Annotated in this window: 20 protein-coding genes; 10 read left to right on the top strand and 10 right to left on the bottom strand. The window is 65.7% G+C overall.

The annotated features are described in order from the left end of the window. Window positions 1-79: 79 nt before the first annotated feature. Window positions 80-1,258, top strand: a complete 1,179-nt coding sequence (locus tag HH800_RS10755) for a M48 family metalloprotease (protein ID WP_169861050.1) — start codon at window positions 80-82, stop codon at window positions 1,256-1,258. A gap of 51 nt (window positions 1,259-1,309) precedes the next feature. On the opposite strand, the gene HH800_RS10750 is transcribed toward HH800_RS10755, so the two are convergent. Further along, window positions 1,310-1,999: a GcrA family cell cycle regulator gene (locus HH800_RS10750; RefSeq protein ID WP_037519632.1), complete on the bottom strand. Its 690-nt coding sequence runs from the start codon at window positions 1,997-1,999 to the stop codon at window positions 1,310-1,312. A 113-nt stretch (window positions 2,000-2,112) separates the two neighbouring features. On the opposite strand from HH800_RS10750, the gene HH800_RS10745 reads away from it, so the two are divergent. Beyond that, on the top strand, window positions 2,113-2,961 hold the full coding sequence (locus tag HH800_RS10745) for an ABC transporter permease (RefSeq protein WP_004207367.1): 849 nt from the start codon (window positions 2,113-2,115) through the stop codon (window positions 2,959-2,961). A gap of 124 nt (window positions 2,962-3,085) precedes the next feature. On the opposite strand, the gene HH800_RS10740 is transcribed toward HH800_RS10745, so the two are convergent. Continuing rightward, entirely contained in the window at window positions 3,086-4,405 is a 1,320-nt protein-coding gene (locus tag HH800_RS10740; protein WP_169861049.1) for a UDP-glucose dehydrogenase family protein, read from the bottom strand. A 157-nt stretch (window positions 4,406-4,562) separates the two neighbouring features. Between HH800_RS10740 and wecB the strand changes: the two genes are divergently transcribed. The 5 genes from wecB to HH800_RS10715 all read left to right on the top strand — a co-directional run bounded on the left by wecB (window position 4,563) and on the right by HH800_RS10715 (window position 10,408). Then, window positions 4,563-5,678 (top strand): non-hydrolyzing UDP-N-acetylglucosamine 2-epimerase, encoded by a 1,116-nt coding sequence (gene wecB / locus HH800_RS10735; RefSeq protein ID WP_169861048.1) that lies wholly within the window; start codon window positions 4,563-4,565, stop codon window positions 5,676-5,678. Continuing rightward, window positions 5,668-6,039 carry a hypothetical protein gene (locus HH800_RS10730; RefSeq protein WP_169861047.1) on the top strand — a complete coding sequence of 124 codons (372 nt, stop codon included), beginning with the start codon at window positions 5,668-5,670 and terminating at the stop codon, window positions 6,037-6,039. The genes wecB and HH800_RS10730 overlap by 11 nt, the downstream gene beginning before the upstream one ends. Window positions 6,040-6,122: 83 nt before the next feature. After that, window positions 6,123-7,418, top strand: coding sequence for a UDP-N-acetyl-D-mannosamine dehydrogenase (wecC, locus tag HH800_RS10725; protein WP_069338254.1), 1,296 nt, complete (start codon window positions 6,123-6,125; stop codon window positions 7,416-7,418). A gap of 117 nt (window positions 7,419-7,535) precedes the next feature. Continuing rightward, window positions 7,536-8,264: a polysaccharide biosynthesis/export family protein gene (locus HH800_RS10720; RefSeq protein ID WP_097383435.1), complete on the top strand. Its 729-nt coding sequence runs from the start codon at window positions 7,536-7,538 to the stop codon at window positions 8,262-8,264. Continuing rightward, complete coding sequence (locus HH800_RS10715; RefSeq protein ID WP_169861046.1) at window positions 8,264-10,408, top strand: GumC family protein; 2,145 nt, start codon at window positions 8,264-8,266, stop codon at window positions 10,406-10,408. Before HH800_RS10720 ends, HH800_RS10715 begins: the two co-directional genes overlap by 1 nt. Before the next feature lie 80 nt (window positions 10,409-10,488). Here HH800_RS10715 and purQ read toward each other — a convergent pair whose 3' ends face one another. Further along, window positions 10,489-11,163, bottom strand: coding sequence for a phosphoribosylformylglycinamidine synthase subunit PurQ (gene purQ / locus HH800_RS10710; RefSeq protein WP_169861045.1), 675 nt, complete (start codon window positions 11,161-11,163; stop codon window positions 10,489-10,491). A gap of 3 nt (window positions 11,164-11,166) precedes the next feature. Next, window positions 11,167-11,400 (bottom strand): phosphoribosylformylglycinamidine synthase subunit PurS, encoded by a 234-nt coding sequence (gene purS / locus HH800_RS10705; protein ID WP_004207358.1) that lies wholly within the window; start codon window positions 11,398-11,400, stop codon window positions 11,167-11,169. Between the two features lie 153 nt (window positions 11,401-11,553). On the opposite strand from purS, the gene HH800_RS10700 reads away from it, so the two are divergent. Next, on the top strand, window positions 11,554-11,706 hold the full coding sequence (locus tag HH800_RS10700) for a hypothetical protein (RefSeq protein ID WP_017499503.1): 153 nt from the start codon (window positions 11,554-11,556) through the stop codon (window positions 11,704-11,706). A gap of 4 nt (window positions 11,707-11,710) precedes the next feature. Here HH800_RS10700 and HH800_RS10695 read toward each other — a convergent pair whose 3' ends face one another. Beyond that, window positions 11,711-12,475: an AraC family transcriptional regulator gene (locus HH800_RS10695; protein WP_037519643.1), complete on the bottom strand. Its 765-nt coding sequence runs from the start codon at window positions 12,473-12,475 to the stop codon at window positions 11,711-11,713. Window positions 12,476-12,567: 92 nt separating this feature from the next. Between HH800_RS10695 and HH800_RS10690 the strand changes: the two genes are divergently transcribed. Then, window positions 12,568-13,782: an MFS transporter gene (locus tag HH800_RS10690; protein WP_169861044.1), complete on the top strand. Its 1,215-nt coding sequence runs from the start codon at window positions 12,568-12,570 to the stop codon at window positions 13,780-13,782. 71 nt (window positions 13,783-13,853) lie between these two features. Further along, entirely contained in the window at window positions 13,854-14,606 is a 753-nt protein-coding gene (locus tag HH800_RS10685; protein ID WP_037519648.1) for a sulfite exporter TauE/SafE family protein, read from the top strand. 45 nt (window positions 14,607-14,651) lie between these two features. Here HH800_RS10685 and purC read toward each other — a convergent pair whose 3' ends face one another. From purC to HH800_RS10665, 5 genes are all read right to left on the bottom strand, one after another. Then, the gene (gene purC, locus HH800_RS10680) at window positions 14,652-15,434 is read right to left on the bottom strand and encodes a phosphoribosylaminoimidazolesuccinocarboxamide synthase (protein WP_004207352.1); all 783 of its coding nucleotides are present in this window, start codon (window positions 15,432-15,434) and stop codon (window positions 14,652-14,654) included. A 127-nt stretch (window positions 15,435-15,561) separates the two neighbouring features. Further along, window positions 15,562-16,836, bottom strand: a complete 1,275-nt coding sequence (locus HH800_RS10675; protein ID WP_169861043.1) for an aminotransferase class V-fold PLP-dependent enzyme — start codon at window positions 16,834-16,836, stop codon at window positions 15,562-15,564. Window positions 16,837-16,928: 92 nt separating this feature from the next. Beyond that, window positions 16,929-17,063, bottom strand: coding sequence for a hypothetical protein (locus HH800_RS29360; protein ID WP_004207350.1), 135 nt, complete (start codon window positions 17,061-17,063; stop codon window positions 16,929-16,931). Window positions 17,064-17,098: 35 nt separating this feature from the next. Continuing rightward, a complete protein-coding gene (gene otsA, locus HH800_RS10670; RefSeq protein ID WP_004207349.1) occupies window positions 17,099-18,505 on the bottom strand; it encodes an alpha,alpha-trehalose-phosphate synthase (UDP-forming) in 1,407 nt (468 codons plus the stop codon). Then, entirely contained in the window at window positions 18,502-20,271 is a 1,770-nt protein-coding gene (locus HH800_RS10665; RefSeq protein WP_268932931.1) for a glycoside hydrolase family 15 protein, read from the bottom strand. The genes otsA and HH800_RS10665 overlap by 4 nt, the downstream gene beginning before the upstream one ends. Between the last annotated feature and the right edge of the window lie 21 nt (window positions 20,272-20,292).

Genomic DNA, 20,292 nt, shown 5'->3' with positions numbered 1-20,292 from the left:
CCTTTCCTCTTGTGATCTTTACCTGATCCCGCGCCCGACATAGCTTTCCGCCGACAGGATATGGCGGGAGGTCGAGAATATGGCGGCAGGTTTCAACCCCGATGCGGCGACCGCCGCCTATCTGGCGACGCTGTCGCCGGCCCAGCATGAACGGGCGATCGCCTATACCCAGGGCGGGCATTGGCTGCTCCTGTGGGGCATGCTGGTGACACTGGTCGCCATGGCGCTGATCTGGCGCAGCGGCCTGCTGGTGCGGTTGGGGCGGCGGGTGCATGTGCGGCGCCCCAATCTGGCGGTGTTCCTGTCCGCCTTGCTCTTCTTCCTGCTCGACTGGCTGATCGAACTGCCCTGGTCCATCTATGCCAATTGGGCGCGCGAGCGCAGCTATGGGCTGACCAGTCAGGGTTTTGGCGGCTGGCTGGGCGAGGACATATTGTCGGGCGCGATCAGCATTCCGTTGGTGGCGCTGCTGGCGGTCGCCATCTATGCGCTGATGCGCCGCACGCCGCGCTGGTGGTGGGCCTGGTCGGGGCTGGTGGTCGTGCTGGGCATCATCCTGATGGTGGTGATCGCGCCGGTGGCGATCGAGCCGCTGTTCAATAACTATACGCCAGCGCCCGCCGGGCCGACCCGCGATGCGGTGGTCGAACTGGCCCATCGTGCCGGCGTGCCGGGCGACAAAATCTATATCTATGACGGGTCGAAGCAGTCCGAACGCTATACCGCCAATGTCTCCGGCCTGTTCGGCACGGCGCGGGTGGCGATGAGCGACACCATGTTCAAGCGCGGCGCCGACCTGGCCGAGGTGCGCGGCGTGGTGGGCCATGAAATGGGCCATTATGCCGAACATCATGTGCTGTGGCTGGCGGGCGGCATGAGCCTGCTGGCGATGCTGCTCTTCTTCCTGGTCGACCGGCTCTATCCGGTTGCGGCGCGCTGGTTCGGCGCGGGAAGCGCGATCAGCGATCCGGCGCATATGCCAGTCGCCTGGGCGGTGGCGGCGGTGGTCGGGATATTCCTGGTGCCGCTGATGAACAGCATCAGCCGCTATGACGAGAATGCCGCCGACCGTTTCTCGCTCAAGGTCGCGCATGAGCCCGATGGCCTTGCCAAGGCGCTGGTCAAGACGATCGAATATCGCGCCTCATCGCCCTCGCGGCTGGAGGAAATCCTGTTCTACGACCATCCCAGCGTCGAACGGCGCATCCATGCCGCGATGGTCTGGAAGGCGGAAAATCCGCAACTGGTCGGTAAATAGGGGCAAAAGAAAAGGCCGCCCGGTGGGGCGGCCTTCCTTGTCTCGTTTCGCTCAGCGGACCCGCGGGCCGCCAAAGGGCAGCGGCGGGGGCGGGCGGCGCGTGCCGCGCGGCAACTGCGCCTGATAGGCGCGGCCGCAATGTTCCACGCAATAGGGGAAGCCAGGGTTCACCGCTTCGCCGCAGAAATGGAAGTCCGGCTCGCCCGGATGGCCCATCGGCCACTTGCAGATCCGCTCGGTCAGGTCGAGCAGGCTGGTCTTGCCGGCAATTTCGGCGCTCGGCTTGGCGGGCACCAGACGGCGCGGCGGCGCCGGCGGGATCGGCGCCTGCTGGTCACCGGGGCCCTGGCGCAGGAAGCCGCCGGGGCCGACCGACACGATGCGCGGCTGCGGCGCGGCAGGCGCGTCGCTGGGGGCAGCGGCAGCAGCCGGTGCGGCAGGCGCAGCCGGTGCGGCGACCGGGGCCGGACGCGGCGGCGGCGGCGGGGCGGCCACGGGCGCGGCAGCGCGGGGCGCTTCGGCTTCCGGGGCAGGGGCTGCCGGCTTGCGGGCGGGCGCGGCCTTCTTGGGCGCCTCGTTGGCCTTCACCGGGGACGGGCGCGACTGCAGGCCAAGGCGATGCGCCTTGCCGATCACCGCGTTACGGCTGACGCCGCCCAGTTCGTCCGCGATCTGGCTCGCGGTCAGGCCCTTTTCCCACATCGCCTTGAGCTGGTCGATACGTTCGTCGGTCCAGGACAATGAAAACTCCTCACAATCTGTGCTATGCGCCCTATATGGGGCATGCAGGCGCGACTTCCAACCGCGCAGAACGCCCTTGCGGCATAACGGACCAGCCGATAGTCGATCCCATCATGAACGACCAGCCCAAAATTGCAGCCGCCCATCCCGCACCCGTTCCCTTCCATGAACCGGGGGAGTTGGTGATCCGCAACGTCAACTGGGCCGGCATGCGCGCGCTCTACCGCAAGGAAGTGCGGCGCTTCATGAAGGTGCAGCTCCAGACGATCTGGGCGCCGGCCGTTACCACGCTGATGTTCCTGGTGATTTTCACCATCGCGCTGGGCGGGGCGAACCGCCAGGTGCTGGGCGTGCCCTTTGCCGATTTCATCGCGCCGGGCCTGATGATGATGGGCATGATGAACAATGCCTTTGCCAACAGCAGCTTCTCGCTGCTGGCGGGCAAGATGCAGGGGACGCTGATCGACTATCTGATGCCGCCGCTGTCGGTGGGCGAATTGCTGCTGGCGCTGGTCGGCGCGGCAGTGACGCGCGCGGTTGCGGTCGGTCTGGCGCTGTGGGGGGCGATGGCGCTGTGGCCGGGCGTGCATGTGACGCCGACGCATCTGTGGGCGGTGATCTGGTTCGGCCTGATGGGCGCCAGCCTGACCGCCTTCATCGGCGTGATGACGTCGATCTGGGCGGAAAAATTCGATCATGCCGCCGCGATCACCAATTTCGTGATCGGGCCGATGACGCTGCTGTCGGGCACCTTCTATTCGATCGACCGCCTGTCGCCGCTCTTCCGCGCGATCAGCCACGCCAACCCCTTCTTCTACGCCATTTCCGGTTTCCGCTATGGCTTCGTCGCGGCGGCGGACGGCAATGTGCTGGTCGGCAGCGTCGTGCTGCTGGCGCTCAATGCCGGGCTGGCGCTGCTCTGCTATGTGCTGCTGCGCAAGGGCTGGAAGCTCAAGGCCTGACGGCGTCAGGTGAGCGCGGCGAAGATCGGCACGGCCAGCATCGCGCCCAGGATCAGCATGGCGGCCAGCAGCCAGTGGCGCAGTTGGGGGAGGGCGCTGACGCCCTCCTCTTCCCATGGCCACATCAGGCGGCGCTGCCCTTTCCACCCACGCGGGTGACGGTGAAGCCGGCGGCTTCCGCTTCCGCGACCGGATAGATGTTGCGCAGATCGACCAGTACCGGCGCGCTCATCGAGCTGGCCAGGCGCTTGAGATCCAGCGCGCGGAAGGCGTCCCATTCGGTCACCAGTACCAGCGCGTCGGCGCCGGAAGCGGCCTCATAGGCCGAACCGGCCATGGTGACGCCGGGCATCATCGGCGCGGCGACGTCCATGCCCTCGGGATCATAGGCGACGACCTTCGCGCCGGCATCCTCCAGCGCCTGCACGATCGCCAGGCTGGGCGCGTCGCGCATGTCGTCGGTATTGGGCTTGAAGGTGACGCCCAGCAGGGCGACGGTCTTGCCGCGCGCTTCACCGCCCAGCGCCTTCACGATCTTGCGGCCCATGGCGCGCTTGCGCAGGTCGTTCACCTGCACCACGGTTTCGACGATGCGGATCGGCGCGTCATAATCCTGCCCGGTCTTGACCAGGGCCAGCGTATCCTTGGGGAAGCAGGAGCCGCCATAGCCCGGACCGGCATGCAGGAACTTGCTGCCGATCCGCTTGTCGAGGCCGATGCCGCGCGACACGTCCTGCACTTCGGCGCCGACCGCCTCGCACAGGTCCGCCATCTCGTTGATGAAGGTGATCTTGGTCGCCAGGAAGGCGTTGGCGGCATATTTGATCAGTTCGGCCGTGCGACGGCCGGTGAACATCAGCGGCGCCTGGTTGAGGTTCAGCGGGCGATAGACCTGGCTCATCACCGAAATGGCGCGTTCCGATCCGGTGGTGCCCACGACGACGCGGTCAGGGCGCTTGAAGTCGCCGATCGCCGCGCCTTCGCGCAGGAATTCGGGGTTCGACACGACCTGGATGTCGAGGTCCGGGCGCAGTTCGCGCGCGATCCGCTCGACCTCGTCGCCGGTGCCGACGGGCACGGTCGACTTGGTGACGATGACCGCAGGGCCATCAAGGGATTCGACGATCTCCTTGGCGGCGGCATAGACATAGCTGAGGTCGGCATGGCCATCGCCGCGCCGCGAGGGCGTGCCGACGGCGATGAAGATGGCGTCGGCGCCCTTCACGCCTTCGGGCAGGTCGGTGGTGAAGGTCAGGCGACCGGCGGCGGCGTTGGTGCCGACCAGCTGGTCAAGGCCGGGTTCGTAGATCGGCATCGTGCCGGCCTCGATCGCGGCGATCTTGCCCGCATCCTTGTCGACGCAGGCGACATCATGGCCGAAATCCGCAAAGCAGGCCCCGGAGACGAGGCCGACATAGCCGGTGCCGATCATGGTGATTTTCATGAGTTGGTGGAACTCCAAACGGGAAGTGATTGGTTTGAGGCTCTAGCATAGTCATAACGCAATACAATTCGCGCCTTTGCGTAATTACCATGCTACCGTTTAGCGGCTGGTTACCCTTTTTTGCCAGGGAAGGCGCATCCGAACGAAAGGGCACAGAGTGAAAGTAGCGCTGGTATTTGGGACACGGCCGGAAGCGATCAAGCTGTTTCCGGTGATCCACGCGCTCAAGGCGCGTGCCGATATCGACACCCGCGTGATCGTGACGGCGCAGCATCGCGGCCTGCTGGACCAGGTGCTGGAGATTGCCGGTATCGTGCCCGACATCGATCTGGACGTCATGACGCCCAACCAGACGCTGGACGGGCTGACCGCCAAGTTGATCGTCGCGCTGGGCGAGGCGTTCGACGCGGAAAAGCCCGATCGGGTGGTGGTGCATGGCGACACGCTGACGACGATGGTGGCGAGCCTGGCGGCCTATTATCGCAAGATCCCGGTCGCCCATGTCGAGGCCGGCCTGCGCAGCGGCGACATCCATCATCCCTGGCCCGAGGAGGTCAATCGCCGCGTCGTGGCGTGCATTGCCGACATGAATTTCGCGCCGACCCAGGCGGCGGCCGATGCGCTGCTGCGGGAAAATCGCGACGCGGCCGGCATTCATGTCACGGGAAATACCGTGATCGACGCGCTGTTGGCGACGGTCGATCGGGTCAATGGCGAACCGGCACTGGCCAGCGGCCTTGATGATCTGGCGGCGCGTTTCGCGGGCAAGCGGATCGTTGCCGTCACCAGCCACCGTCGCGAGAATTTCGGCGGCGGGATGGAGGCGATCGCGCGCTCCATCGCCGATATCGCCGCGCGGCCCGATGTCGCGGTGATCTTCCCCGTCCATCCCAATCCCAATGTCCGTCCGGTCATGGATGCGGTGTTGGGCGACCTGCCCAATGTCGCGATGATCGAACCACTCGACTATCCGCATTTCGTCCGCCTGCTCGACCTGTGCCATCTGGTGCTCACCGACAGCGGCGGCGTGCAGGAAGAGGCGCCCTCGCTCGGCAAGCCGGTGCTGGTGATGCGCGAGACCACCGAACGGCCCGAAGGGGTGCAGGCTGGCACGGCGAAGCTGGTCGGCGCGGACCGGAACCGGATCGTGCGCGAGGTGCTGGCGCTGCTCGACGATGATGCCGCCTATCAGGCGATGGCCCGTGCCCATAACCCGTTCGGCGACGGCAAGGCGGCCGAGCGGATCGCGGAGATTATTGCCGATGGCGCCTGACGAGGACCAGCTCGACCGGCTGTTCGCGGATGAAGCCGCCGATCAGGCGGAGGCCGTCGATCTCGAGGAATTTGGCAGCTATGGGCCGGTGGTTGCCTGCGCGGTCGTCATGGCTTTCATCGTCCTGGCAATCGTCCAGATGCTGCTGTTCAGCTTTGGCGCGCCGAGTTGGGTTGGTCGGGTATTGATGCTGCTCTACGTCACGCTGCCGCAGGGCGCGGTGCTGGTCTGGGCATGGGGAAAGCCAGCCGTTCGGTTGCCGTCAGGCATGGTCCTTCCGCAACGACGGATACGGCTCTATATTGGCATGGTCTGGGTTGCATCGATCTTGCTGATCGGTTTGCAAATGGCGCGGCACTGACACTCGATCCTGTCCATTACCGGAATCTTCAGTATTTTCGGGCAGGAACAGGCTGAACAGATCAAAAAGGATTTGAAATATCCATGCCCGTCGACAGCAAGCAGAAGGTTTCCGTCATTGGCCTGGGCTATATCGGCCTGCCGACTGCGGCGCTGATCGCGCGCGGCGGGGCACAGGTCGTCGGTGTCGATGTCAGCGCCCATGTGGTCGAGACGGTCAATTCGGGGCGGGTCCATATTGAGGAAGTCGATCTGGACGGCCTGGTGCAGGGCGTGGTGGCACGCGGCAATCTGCGCGCCTCGCTCAGCGTAGAGGCCAGTGACGTCTTCATCATTGCGGTGCCGACCCCGGTGGCCGAGGACCGCGCGCCCGACATCTCCTATGTGCTGCAGGCGGCGCGGACCGTCGCGCCGGTGCTGAAGAACGGCGATACGGTGATCCTGGAATCTACCTCGCCGGTCGGCACGACCGAGGCTATGCGCGACCTGATCGCCGAACTGCGCCCCGACCTCAAGATGCCGGCGCCGGGCGTCGCGGGCGACATCGCCATCGCCTATTGCCCCGAGCGGGTGCTGCCCGGCCGCATCCTGGTCGAGCTGATCGACAATGATCGCTGCATCGGCGGCATCACGCCGCGCTGCGCGCGCAAGGCGCTGGGCTTCTATCGCCAGTTCGTGCGCGGAGCCTGCATCACCACCACGGCGCGGGCGGCCGAAATGGTGAAGCTGGTCGAAAACAGCTTCCGCGATGTCAACATCGCCTTTGCCAATGAATTGTCGGTGATTGCCGACCGTATGGACATCGACGTGTGGGAAGTGATCCGCCTCGCCAACCGCCATCCGCGCGTCAACATATTGCAGCCGGGGCCGGGCGTTGGCGGTCATTGCATCGCCGTCGATCCCTGGTTCATCGTCCATGGCGACCCGGAAAATGCCCGCATCATCCGCACCGCGCGCGAGGTGAACGACGGCAAGACCGATTATGTCGTGGCCAAATCGTCGGACATGATAGACGCCTTTGCCGGCGAGGATGTCGCCTGCCTCGGCCTTGCCTTCAAGCCGAACATCGACGATTTCCGTGAAAGCCCGGCAGTCAAGGTCGCCAGCCGGCTCGCCCGCCGCTACGGCAAGCGGGTCAAGCTCGTCGAACCCTATGCCCAGGATCTGCCGATGGAGTTCGCCGGCACCGGTGCCGAACTGATCGATCTCGATACGGCTCTGGAACAATGCGGCGTGTTCATCATTCTTGTCGATCATGACATGTTCAAATCCGTTCCCGTCGACGAACGTGCCGGCAAGGCCGTCTATGATACGCGCGGCATCTGGCCCGACCAGCCGCGTCGTCAGCCCGAGCCGGCCGCGCAGCGCATCGCGGTCTGATCGTCGGCCGGGCGGTTCGTCCTGCCCCCCGCGCGGTTGCCATGACGGTGCCGCGTCGCTAACCCCCGAGCCGAGCGGCCCTTTTGCGGGCCGCACCCGGTTCGCAATGGGGTGTTGATGCGCATGAAGCGCCAGATTTTGGGGCACTATGGCAAGGGCATGAAGGGCGGCGCCGTCGCGGCAGCGGCGATGCTGCTCGCCGGCTGCTCGACTGTAGAGGATGCCCCGCGCGGCGAGGCCGCCTATGCGCTGATGCCCGCGCCCGCCGCGGTGGGCCGCGACTATGTCATCAGTCCCGACGATGTGCTGCGTATCCAGGTCTATCATGAGCCCGACCTGTCGCTGGAGGATGCGCGGGTCAGCGCGGCCGGCATGGTCCGCATGCCGCTGGTCGGCGATGTGTCGATCGGCGGGCTGACCGCCGGCGAGGCGTCGGACGTGATCGCCGGTAGGCTTGGCGAGCGCTATCTGGTGTCGCCGCAGGTCACGGTGTTCGTGAAGCAGGCGGTCGGCCGCCGCATCACCGTCGATGGCGAGGTGCGCGAGCCCGGCCTGTTCCCGATCGAAGGCCGGATCGGCCTCATCCAGGCGGTGGCGCTGGCCCATGGCACGACCCGACTGGCGAGCCTGGGGCAGGTGGTGGTGGTCCGCACCGTCGAGGGGCAGCGCCAGGCTGCGACCTTCGACCTGGGCGCCATCCGCAAGGGCGAAGCGCCCGATCCTGAAATATTGCCCGGCGATCTGGTGATCGTCGGTCTGTCGCGCGCCAAGGCTATCCTTGGCGGCGCGCTGATCGCCATTCCTGCCGTCGCGACCGGCTTCATCGCCATAGACGGAGGCAATTGATGGTGTCCCGGATCATCGAACTGGAACAGCGTCAGGCTGGCGAGGAGGATCGCACCACCCGCTTTGTCGAAAGCGCGCGCGGCACATGGACCGTGGTGCGGCGGCACCGGGTGATCCTGTTCGTTACCATGGCGCTCTGCGTGCTGGCGGGCGTCATCTATATCCTGCTGTCGACGCCAGATTATCGCGCGACCGCCTCGGTCGAGGTGGAGGACGTGCCGGCGGGGGCCGCCGGCGCCGGCGCGATGCAGAAGCCGGTCAGCGCGGCCGACACGGAAAGCATGATGCAGACCGAGCTGGAAGTGCTGCGCAGCCGGGCACTGGCCGAGGATGTCGCGCGCGATCTGGCGCTGGTCGGCAGCCCGGTCTTCTTCCAGGGCATGGATGCGCGCCGCCCGGCACAGGGGCAGGGCAGCCTGACCCAGCGCCAGGTCGAGCATGAGCAGGTCATCAAGCTGCTGCGCGACAATTTGCAGGTCGAACTGCCGGGCAAGTCGCGGGTGCTGCGCATCAGCTTCGTCAGCGCCGATCCGGCCTTGTCGGCGCGGGTGGCGAACAGCTATGCCGACAGCCTGATCCGGGCGGACCTGAAGCGCGGCTTTGAGTCCGGCGTGCAGGCGCGTCGTTTCCTGCTGGGCGAGCTGGATGGGGCACGCAAGGATCTGGAACGGGCCGAACGCGATCTGGCGGTCTATGCCTCGCGCACCGGCGCGATGCCGGTCGAGGCGACCACGGGCGAGGAAAAGAAGAGCGACGGCAAGGACGCAAAGCCGGACGCCGCGCCGGTGCCGGAAGGATCGACCGCGGCGCGTCTGGCGCAGCTCAACGCCTTCCGCGCGCAGGCGGTCGCGGACCGTATCGCCGCGCAGAAGCGCTGGGAAAGCGCGAAGGCGGCGAGCGCCGAGACGCTGCCCGAGGTGCTGGGTAACGGCGCCATGCAGCAGTTGATGGCGGAGCGGGCGCAGGCGCGCGCGGCGCTGGTCGAGGAACGGCAGTTCCGCAAGGATGCCCACCCCGAAATGCGCGAGGCGCGGGCACGGCTGGCGGCACTGGACGACCAGGCCGAGAGCATGGCGAACACGATCCGGGCGTCGCTGCGCCAGGAATATGAGGTGGCGGCGCATGGCGAGAAGCAGATCGCTTCGGAAATCGCCGCGCTGGAAGGCGATGCGCGGGTCGAGCGCGGCCGCGACATGCAGATGAGCATGATGAGCCGGTCGGTCGAAACCTATCGCCTGCTGCATGACAGCCTGTTGCAGCGTTATCGCGACATGGCGTCGCAGGCGGGCTTTCAGGCCGGCCGTATCCAGCCGCTCGACCGGGCGGCGGTGCCGACCACGCCCTTTGCCCCCCATGCCGGCCAGATCATGCTGGTCGCGCTGCTCGGCGGCATGCTGCTGGGCCTGCTGCTGATCGCGGCGCGGCACATGTTCGACGATGCGGTGACGTCGGCCGATACGCTGGCGGAGCGGGTCGACCTGCCGCTGCTGGGCGCAGTACCGACCACCGGCGACCAGCCGAGCGCGCCCGACATCTTCGCGCCGATCGCGGCGTCGCTGCAACTGGCATCGGTTGCCGGCCTGCCGCGCTCCATCCTGGTTACCAGCGCGCAGGAGGAGGAAGGCAAGTCGCTGACCGTCAACGCGCTGGCCCGCGCGTTGGCGCGGCTGGACAAGAAGGTGCTGGTGATCGACGCCGACATGCGCCGGCCGGTGCAGCACAGCCTGTTCCGGGTGACCGCGACGCGCGGCATCAGCGAGGTGCTGACGGGCCAAGGCAAGGTCGAGGATCTGATCCTCGACAGCGGTGTCGCGGGCGTATCTCTGCTGCCCTGTGGCGCGGTGCCGCCCAATCCGGCGGAATTGCTTTCCACCCCGGCGCTCGACGCACTGCTGGGCGCGGTGCGCGACCGCTATGACACGGTGCTGATCGACGCGCCGCCGATCCTGGGCATGTCGGACGCGCAACTGCTCGCCGCCAAGGTGCAGGTCACGCTGCTGGTGGTCGAATGGGGCCGCAACCATCATGGCGGCCTGCGGGTTGCGGTGGAACGACTGCGCCGGGCCGGCGGCTCGATCGTCGGAGCCGTGCTGACCAAGGCGCATGGCCGGGCCTATGATTACGACTATCACCGGGGCGGCTGACCGCTGAGACACCGACCTGAGCACAAAAAAAAGCCCGCCGCGCTGATGCGTGGCGGGCTTTTGCAATTTCGATCCGGTGATCAGGCGCGGGCGAGAAGGCCCTCGACCAGGCCGGCGAACAGGCGCTGGCCGTCGGTGTTGCCGTGGGCCGGTTCGATCACGCGCTCGGGGTGGGGCATCATGCCCAGTACATTGCCGGCTTCGTTGAGGACGCCGGCGATGTTGCGGGCCGAACCGTTGATGTTCTGGGCGTAGCGCAGCGCGACGCGGCCTTCGCCTTCCAGCCGATCGAGCGTGGCGTCGTCGGCGAAATAATTGCCGTCATGATGGGCGACCGGGAAGCTGATCGCTTCGCCGGCGGCATAGCGGCTGGTGAAGGCGCTCTGGGCGTTCTCGACGGTCAGGGCGACGTCGCGGCAGACGAAATGGCCGCCAGCGTTGCGCAGCAGCGCGCCGGGCAGCAGACCGCTTTCGGTCAGCACCTGGAAGCCGTTGCAGATGCCCAGGACAAAGGCGCCACGGTCGGCGGCGCGGGCGACGGCCTGCATCACCGGCGAGCGGGCGGCCATCGCGCCGGAGCGCAGATAGTCGCCATAGGAAAAGCCGCCGGGCACGCCGATCAGGTCGATGTCGTCGGGCAGTTCGGTATCGCGATGCCACACCATGGTGGGCTTGGAACCGATCGCAGCCTCGAACGCCACCGCCAGGTCGCGGTCGCAATTGCTGCCCGGAAAGACGATGACGGCGCTCTTCATGGCTCAGGCCACCTTTTCGATGCGGTAGTTTTCGATAACCGTGTTGGCCAGCAGCTTGCGGCACATGGCGTCGATATCCTCGTCGCTGGTGCCATCGGCCAGGTCCAGCTCGATGAGCTTGCCGGCGCGCACGTCGTTGACGCCGCCAAAGCCCAGGCCTTCGAGCGCGTGATGGATCGCACGGCCCTGCGGATCGAGGACGCCGCCCTTGAGAGTGACGAAGATGCGGGCTTTCATGAGGTGCAAACTCCTTGGCATGCCGCCCGCCGATGCGGGGGGATGAACTTTGCCGCTCCCCCTAGGCGCGGCGCGGCGCGCAGGCAAGAGATTATGACTTTCTTAGGAAGCTGAGGATAATCTGAGGCCGGAGTTTTTACAGGGATATGGGGCATGTCCGGTCTGGCACTGGCGATGTTTGTGGGACTTTTTGCCTGGGGGCAGCAGATTGTCGGCTATGACGACCCGCATGGCCGGGTCCAGTTGGCGCTGCTGGCGACCTTCTGCTTCGGCTTGCTGATCGGCTATCGGGCCAAGTCCGCCTGATCCTTTAGGGGCGATAGCGGCTGGGCGAGACTCCCAGCGCCCGCTTGAACATGGTCGAGAAATTGGCCGGCCCGTCATAGCCCAGGTCCAGCGCGATCGTCGTGATCGGTTCGCCCGCCGCCAGCCGGGGCAGGGCCGCCGACAGGCAGGCCTGTTGCCGCCATTGCGCGAAGCTCATGCCCGTTTCCTGGCGGAACAGCCGGGTGAAGCGGCGCCGGTTCATCGCCAGCGCGTCGGCCCATTGGTCGATCGTTACATGCGCCTGTGGCTGTTCGACAAAGGCGTGGCAACGGGTCGCAAGCGCGGGATGGCGCGGGAAGGGCACGGCGAGCGGGATCAGAGGCGCCCGCTCGATCTCAGCCACCAGCAGCCGCATGACGAGGCCATCACGCGCCGCTTCCTCATATTCGATCGGAACATGGGCGGCCTCCACCAGCAACTGGCGCAGCAGCGGTGATACGCCGAGCACCCGGCAGGACCGGGCCAGGCCGGGATAGACGGCCTGGTCGACCAGCACGCTGCGCGTCTGCACGGCGCCCACCATCCGCACCGAATGGGGCGTGCCGCCCGGAATCCAGACGGCCCGTTCGGGTGGGGCCACCCAGGCGCCCTGCGGGGTGCTCACCGCGACCACGCCGGACGCCGCATAGAGCAATTGCCCGCGCCGATGCTGATGCTCGGCCAGTTCGAAGGAGGGCGGATAATCATTGCCGATGCCGACCACGGGCCGGGGCACATTCTCATGATCGTCAGGGTGCCGGTGATCCATGATTGTCCCGCTTGCAAAAGAGATTGGCCCATATGCGGAAGCGGGACGAGAAGGGAAGCGCTAATCGGTCCGGCCTCAGAAAGGAACGGGCAATGAAAGAGATAAGGATAGAAAAGGCAGGCGCACAATTGGCAGCGGGCGGCACGGCATTTGGCGTGATCGTGGCAATCAGCTTCTGCCATCTGCTCAACGACATGATGCAGTCGCTGCTTCCCGCCATCTATCCGGGCCTCAAGAGCGAGCTACATCTGAGCTTCGGCCAGATCGGCATGGTGACCTTGGTCTATCAAATCACGGCGTCGATCCTGCAGCCGATGATCGGCCTCTATGCCGACAAGCGACCGACGCCGATGGCGCTGCCGGGTGGCACGCTCTTCTCGCTGGCGGGCCTGACCGTGCTGTCGATCGCGCACAGCTATGGACTGGTGCTGGTCGGCGCGGCGCTGCTGGGCGTCGGATCCTCGGTCTTCCACCCCGAATCCTCGCGCGTGGCGCGGATGGCGGCCGGCGGTCGCCATGGCCTAGCCCAGTCGCTGTTCCAGGTCGGTGGCAATGCGGGGCAGGCGCTGGGGCCGCTGGCGGCCGCGCTGGTCGTGGTGCGCTGGGGCCAGTCAAGCCTGGCCTTCTTCGCGCTGCTGGCGCTGCTGTCGGGCGCGGTGCTGTGGAATGTCGCCAACTGGTATCGCCATCATGGCCTCAGTCGGCTGCAGGTCGGTGGCGCCGGCGCGCTGCATATCGAACTGCCGCGTGGGCAGGCGGCGCGGGGCATCGCGATCCTGCTGGCGCTGATCTTCTCCAAATATGTCTATCTCGCCAGCCTGACGAGCTATTACACCTTCTACCTGATCCAGCGGTTCGACCTGTCGGTACAGAATGCGCAGCTCCATCTGTTCGCCTTCCTGGCGGCGGTGGCGGTCGGCACGGTCGCGGGCGGGCCGCTGGGCGACCGGTTCGGGCGCAAATATGTGATCTGGTTCTCGATCCTGGGGGCGCTGCCCTTCACCTTGGCGCTGCCCTATGCCGGGCTGTTCTGGAGCGGGCCGCTGACCGTCATCATAGGCCTGATCCTCGCCTCCGCCTTTCCCGCGATCGTCGTCTTCGCGCAGGAACTGGTGCCCGGCAAGGTCGGCATGATCTCCGGCCTGTTCTTCGGCTTCTCCTTCGGCATGGGCGGGCTGGGCGCGGCCGGGCTGGGCTGGCTGGCCGACCATAGCAGCATCGAGATGGTGTTCCGTGTCTGCGCCTTCCTGCCGGCGATCGGCCTGCTCACCGCCTTCCTGCCCAATCTGGGACGCGAACGGAACTGAATGTCACGGGCGGGGCGGCTCAGGTCGCCCCGCTTATTCTCTTTGCCGGCAACTGCTTATAAGGCTGGGGCATGAGTCCCGACCTTCTCTATCTCGCCTGTGCCATCATCGCCGTCATCATATCGGGGCTCGCCAAGGGCGGCTTTGCCGGTGTCGGGGCGCTGGCCATGCCGATCATGGCGCTGGGCGTCGATCCGGTGCGCGGCGCGGCGATCCTGCTGCCGATCCTGATCCTGCAGGATGCGGTCAGCGTCTGGGCCTTCCGCCGCAGCTGGGACGGACATATCCTGGCGGTGATGCTGCCCGGCATGGCGATCGGCGTCGGGCTGGGCTACTGGTTCGCGGCGCAGGTTTCCGAAACTGCGGTGCTGGGCGCGCTCGGCGCCATTTCCACCTTGTTCGGGTTACAGCGGCTCTGGGTCGAGCGGGGCGGGGCGATCGTCCTGCCCTCGACCTCGCCGGGCTGGGTCGGCACCCTCTTCGGTATCGCGAGCGGCTTCACCAGCCAGATCGCCCATGCCGGATCGCCGCCCTTCCAGATGTGGGTGCTGCCGAAAAAGCTGCCGCGCGACATGCTGGTCGGCACCACGGCTGTCGCCTTCGCTGTCATGAACTGGATGAAGGTGCCCGCCTATGCCGCGCTCGGCCAGTTCACCCATGCCAATCTGATGGCGACGGCGCTGCTGGTGCCGGTGGCGGTGGTCTCGACCTTTGCCGGCGTCTGGCTGGTCCGGCGGGTCGACGCCGCGCGCTTCTATACGCTCATCTATGTGCTGATGGTGCTGCTGGGGCTCAAGCTGATGGCGGATGCCATCCTCGCCTAAGAGCTGAAAGAAAAAGGCCGGCGCTGAGGCCGGCCTTTTCGTAGATCAGTCCTTCTCGCGCTTCTTGCGATGCGTGTCGAGGTCGAGGACGGTGGTGTCCAGCCCTTCGGGCAGCAGGCCCAGGCGGCGCGCCACTTCCTGATAGGCTTCGACTTCGCCGCCGAGGTCGCGACGGAAGCGATCCTTGTCCAGCTTCTCGTTGGTCGCCATGTCCCACAGGCGGCAGCCATCGGGGCTGATCTCGTCGGCCAGGATGATGCGGCTGTAATCGCCGTCATAGAGGCGGCCGAATTCCAGCTTGAAGTCGATCAGGCGGATGCCGATGCCGGCGAACAGGCCGCACATGAAGTCGTTGATGCGGATCGCCATGTCGGCGATGTCGTGCATCTCCTCCTGCGTGGCCCAGCCGAAGCAGGCAATATGCTCTTCGGAGATCAGCGGGTCGCCCAGCGCATCATCCTTGTAGCAATATTCGATCAGTGTGCGGGGCAGCTGGGTGCCTTCCTCGATGCCGAGCTTCTTCGACAGCGAACCGGCGGCGACGTTGCGCACCACGACCTCGATCGGCACGATCTCGACCTGGCGGACGAGCTGTTCGCGCATGTTGAGGCGGCGGATGAAGTGGGTCGGCACGCCGATCTGGCCGAGCAGGGTGAAGATATGCTCGGAGATACGGTTATTGAGCACGCCCTTGCCCGAAATCGTGCCCTTCTTCTGGGCATTGAAGGCGGTCGCATCATCCTTGAAATATTGGATGATCGTGCCGGGCTCGGGGCCTTCGTAAAGGATCTTTGCCTTGCCTTCGTAGATCTGGCGGCGACGGGCCATGCGCGTTCCTGTCTTTTTCTTACAAAAGATTTTGCCCCGGCAAACGCGAATCGGAAAGGATCAGCGGGTGCCGGGGCTGCTTGGGGTGGCCCATAGAGCAATATAGGCGGGGGTGCAATTGTGGCGGCTACGCCCCCTTCATCTTCCGATATTCATCGAACAGGCCAAGGAAGCGGTCGATGTCCGACTTGCTCAGGAAATAGGGGGTGGCGAGGCGCAGCTTGCTGGGGTTGCCGCCGCGAATGCGCACCTTGTGATTTTTCCAGAGCCAGTCCTGCAATTCCATCCGCTGCACCGGCGGCACATTGACGGTCGCGATCGCGCAGCGCAGCGCCGGATCGGGCGAGGTCCAGTCCTCCGCGCCGCGCTTCACCATTTCGGCATGGATATAGTCGGCAAGCATGCGGTTGCGCGCCTCGATCCGCTCCATGCCGATGCTGTCGGCGAAGCTGATCGCGGCATTCAGGCCCATCAAGGTCGGGATGCAGGAGGAGCCGATCTGCATATAACGGTCCGCCATGCGGGTCGGGTCGTCATAGCCGCCGGTCGCGATCGTATTCCAGACCCGGTCCATCACGCTCTTGTCGCGCAGATAGAGGAAACCCGTACCCTTCGTCGCGAACAGCCATTTGTGCATTGACCCGGTATAGAGGTCGCAGCCGATATCGTTGAGGTCGACCTTCATCATGCCCGGCGCGTGGGCGCCGTCGAAGGCGGAGATGATCCCCTTCGACCGGGCGAGCGCGGCAATCTCCTTCGCCGGCAGCACCACGCCGGTCGAGGTGCTGATATGGCTGACGAAGATGATCCGCGTCTCCGGCGTGATCGCGTCGCTGATGCGGTTGAGGATTTCGGCTGCGTTCTTCGGCGGCTTGGGCATGGCGAATTTCTTGACCACCACGCCATAGCGGCGCGACCGCAGCATCCAGGGCATTTCGCCCGATCCATGTTCCTCGTCGCTGATCAGCACTTCGTCGCCCGGCTTCATGTCGAAGCCATTGGCGATGTAGCTGTTGGCCTCGGTACAGTTGCGCAGGATCGCCATCTGCTCGACCTTCGCGCCCATGAAGTCGGCAAAGGGCTTGCGATACTGGTCCCAGGCGCCATAGCCCCAGATCGGATAATCCTCCGACCGTTGCTGGGTCATCTGCTCGGTCGTCTCGAACCCGTCGAAGATCGCCTTCAATACCGGACGCGGCGAAGAGCCGACGGTGCCGACATTGAGGTTCACGACATCGGCCGGGATCAGGAACTGTTTGCGCAGCGCCGCCCAATAGGCATCTTCATTTTTCGCATGGAGATCAGCGGCCGGCAGCGGCACGCTGGTCAGCGCTTGCGCCCCGATCGGCGCGGCGAGCGAGGCGGCAGCGGCGCTGCCGAGGAAGGAACGGCGATCGAGCATGGACATCCCCCATTTGGCGCTCCCGAAGCCGGAGCGGCATCATGTCTGCCGCTGGTTCAACGAGGCGCAAGGGGAAATCCGCAGCAGGCAGCTTACAGCACGTCGCCGAACATGAACCAGATCAGCGCCAGCCAGGCGATCAGGCCGATGCTGCCAATGATCACGCCGGATTTGGCGCTGATGGCGGCCCACAGGCCGCGCGGTTCGTCATCATCTTCGCTATGCATGGCACCGGCCTAGCGGGACCGGTGCCTGATCTCAATCATTCGGTCGCCGGTTCCGGCTCGGCCTCCGGCTCTTCCTGGCGGGTGGCCGCCAGCCGATCGGTGAACGCGCTGCGCCACCAGCTGATATCCTGTTGCTCGACGCTGTCCATCATCGCCCGCCAGCGCCGCTTGCGCTCGTCGAGTGGCATGGCCAGCGCCCGGTCGATCGCGTCGGACATCTCTTCCGGGCTATAGGGGTTGATGAGCAGCGCGTCCTTGAGCTGCATCGCCGCGCCGGCGAAGCGGGACAGGATCAGGACGCCGGGATCGTCCGGGTTCTGGGCCGCGACATATTCCTTGGCGACCAGGTTCATGCCGTCGCGCAGCGGCGTCACCAGCCCGATCCGGGCGGAGCGATAGATGCCGGCCAGCTTGTCGCGCGGATAGCCCTGGTTGACGTATCGGATCGGGGTCCAGTCGACATCGCTATATTCGCCGTTGATGCGGCCGGCGAGCGAGTCCAGCGTGGCGCGGATCTGCTGATAGCTTTCCACCTCGCCGCGCGAGGGCGGTGCGATTTGCGCCAGCACGACCCGGCGATGATGTTCGGCATGATCCTTCAGGAAGCGGGCATAGCCGTTGAACCGTTCTTCCAGGCCCTTGCTATAGTCGAGCCGGTCGACGCCGACGATTAGCGAGCGATCCTGCAGCGAGGCGCGGACCTGGCGGTGCATCTCCACCGCCGCGTCGCTGGCGGCGGCCTGCTTGAACTCTTCGGCATTGATGCCGATCGGGCAGGCGACGGCCTGGATGGTGCGACCGCCGACGGTGACGAAATCGCCATCCACGGTGCCGCCCATCTCGCGCTCGACATAATGGCGGAAGGATTCCAGCCATTCCTCGGTATGGAAGCCGATGACGTCATAGGCGAAGAGGGTGCTGACCAGCTTGGTATGGTGGGGCAGGGATACCAGCAGGCGGGTCGGCGGCCAGGGAATGTGCAGGAAGAAGCCCATCCGGTTCTGATGGCCCCGGTCGCGCAGCATCTGGCCGAGCGGGATCATGTGATAATCCTGCACCCAGATGATGTCTTCCGGTTCGATCAGCGGGCTGGCGGTGTCGGCGAAGCGCTGGTTGACGCGATTGTACCCGCCCTCGAAATCGCGGGCATATTCGGCCAGGTCGATGCGGTAATGGAACAGCGGCCACAGCGTCTTGTTGGCATAGCCATTATAATATTCGTCGACATCCTGTTCTTCCAGGTCGATCGTCGCGGTCTTCACCCCGTCATCATCGGCAAAGCCGATATGGCCGGTGAAATTGTCGGTCGTGCCGCCCGACCAGCCGACCCAGATGCCGCGGCTTTCGCGCAGCGCCTGCGCCAGCGCCACGGCAAGGCCACCCTGATTGGCGGCGCCATTTGGGCGACTGACCCGGTTGGAAATGACTATCAGACGGCTCATCGCATCACGCTCCACGGTTTGCTCAGCAAGACGGCGCAGTTGATGATGCCGACCAACGAATAGGTTTGCGGGTAATTTCCCCAGAGTTCCCCATTATGGGGATCGATATCTTCGGACAGCAGGCCGGCGGCGGTGCGGCGGGACAGCATCTCCTCGAACAGTTCGCGTGCCTCCTCGGTCCGGCCGGTGCGGTGCAGCGCCTCGATCAGCCAGAAGGTGCAGACATTGAAGGCGGTCACCGGCTCGCCGAAATCGTCCGGCGCGCTGTAGCGCAGCATGTCGTTGCCGCGGCGCAGGTCCTTTTCCAGCGCTTCGAGCGTGCCGGTGAACATCGGATCATCAGCGGTCAGGAAGCGCAGGTCGAGCAGTTGCAGCAGCGACGCGTCGCGCGCGTCATCCTCGAAATTGGCGGAGATCGCCTTGCTGTCGGCGCGCCAGGCGGATTCGATGATGCGGGCGCGCATGGTTTCGGCGCGGTTTTCCCAATGGGCGGCGCGCAGGGGCAGGTCGAGCGCGGTGGCGGCATGCGCCAGACGATCGCAGGCGGCCCAGCACATCACCGCGCTGTAGCTGTGGACATGGGCGCGGGTGCGCAATTCCCACAGGCCCGCGTCGGGCTGATCGTAGACCTGCCAGGCGCGTTCGCCCACCGCCTCCAGCGCCTCGAAATCGGCATGGCCGGCCATGCGCAGCAGGCGCCGGTCGATGAAGCCCTGGACCGAGGACAGGACGATCTGGCCATAGGCGTCGTGCTGGATCTGTTCATAGGCGGCATTGCCGACCCGCACCGGCCCCATGCCGCGATAGCCGGGCAGATGCGCGGCCTCCCATTCATGCAGCGTGGCATTGCCGCGCACGTCGTAGAGCGGCTGGATATGGCCGCCCTTGGCGCCGTCGACGATATTGCGAAGGTAGACGAGATAGGTTTCCAGCACGTCGAGGGCGCCGAGCCGGTTCAGTGCCTCGACCGTATAATAGGCGTCGCGCACCCAGCAGTAGCGATAGTCCCAGTTGCGGCCGCTGTCGGCATGTTCGGGGATCGAGGTGGTGAGCGCGGCGACGATCGCGCCGGTTTCCTCATGCTGGCAGAGCTTGAGGGTGATGGCGGAGCGGATCACCGCCTCCTGCCATTCGGGCGGGATGGCGAGGCCACGCACCCAGAGCTGCCATTCCAGGATGGTGTCGTCCAGCATCCGTTCGATCGCCGGGCGCAGCGCGTCGGAAAAACCTTCGTCCGGCCCCATGAAGAAATGCATGTCCGATTCCAGCCGGAACCAGCTTTCCTGGGAAATGAGGCCGATCGGCGCGTTGGTCGATATCCGCATCGCCATGTAGGACAGGACCATGCGGATATGGTTGGAGCCGTAGGTGACCGGGACATTTTCCTTGCCCCAGCTTGTCGTGGGGCGCAGGCGGACGCGGATGCGCGGGCTGCCGGCAGCGGGGCGCACGATGCGCGCGAAGGCGACCGGGCGATACATGCGGCCCTTATGCTTGTGGCGCGGGCAGAAATCGAAAATCTCGATCGCATTGCCCTGGCCGTCGCTCTGGCGGGTGACCAGGATCGGCGTGTTGCGGATATAATGCTGTTCGACAGCGGCGCAATTTTCCAGCTCGATCGCCCAGAAGCCGCGCGCTTCCTTGCTGTCCCAATGCTTGTTGTCGAGCAGGGCGGAAAAGACGGGGTCGCCGTCGACCCGCGGCACGCAGGCCCAGACCATGCGCCCGGCGCGGTCGATCAGGGCGGATGCCTGGCAGTTTCCGATCGGCCAGAGGTCGAGATCACG

This window comes from Sphingobium yanoikuyae (assembly GCF_013001025.1).
Classification (GTDB): Bacteria; Pseudomonadota; Alphaproteobacteria; order Sphingomonadales; family Sphingomonadaceae; genus Sphingobium; species Sphingobium yanoikuyae_A.
The sequence above is the reverse complement of the archived record's forward strand: the minus strand, read 5'-3'. Positions and strand labels throughout refer to the sequence as shown.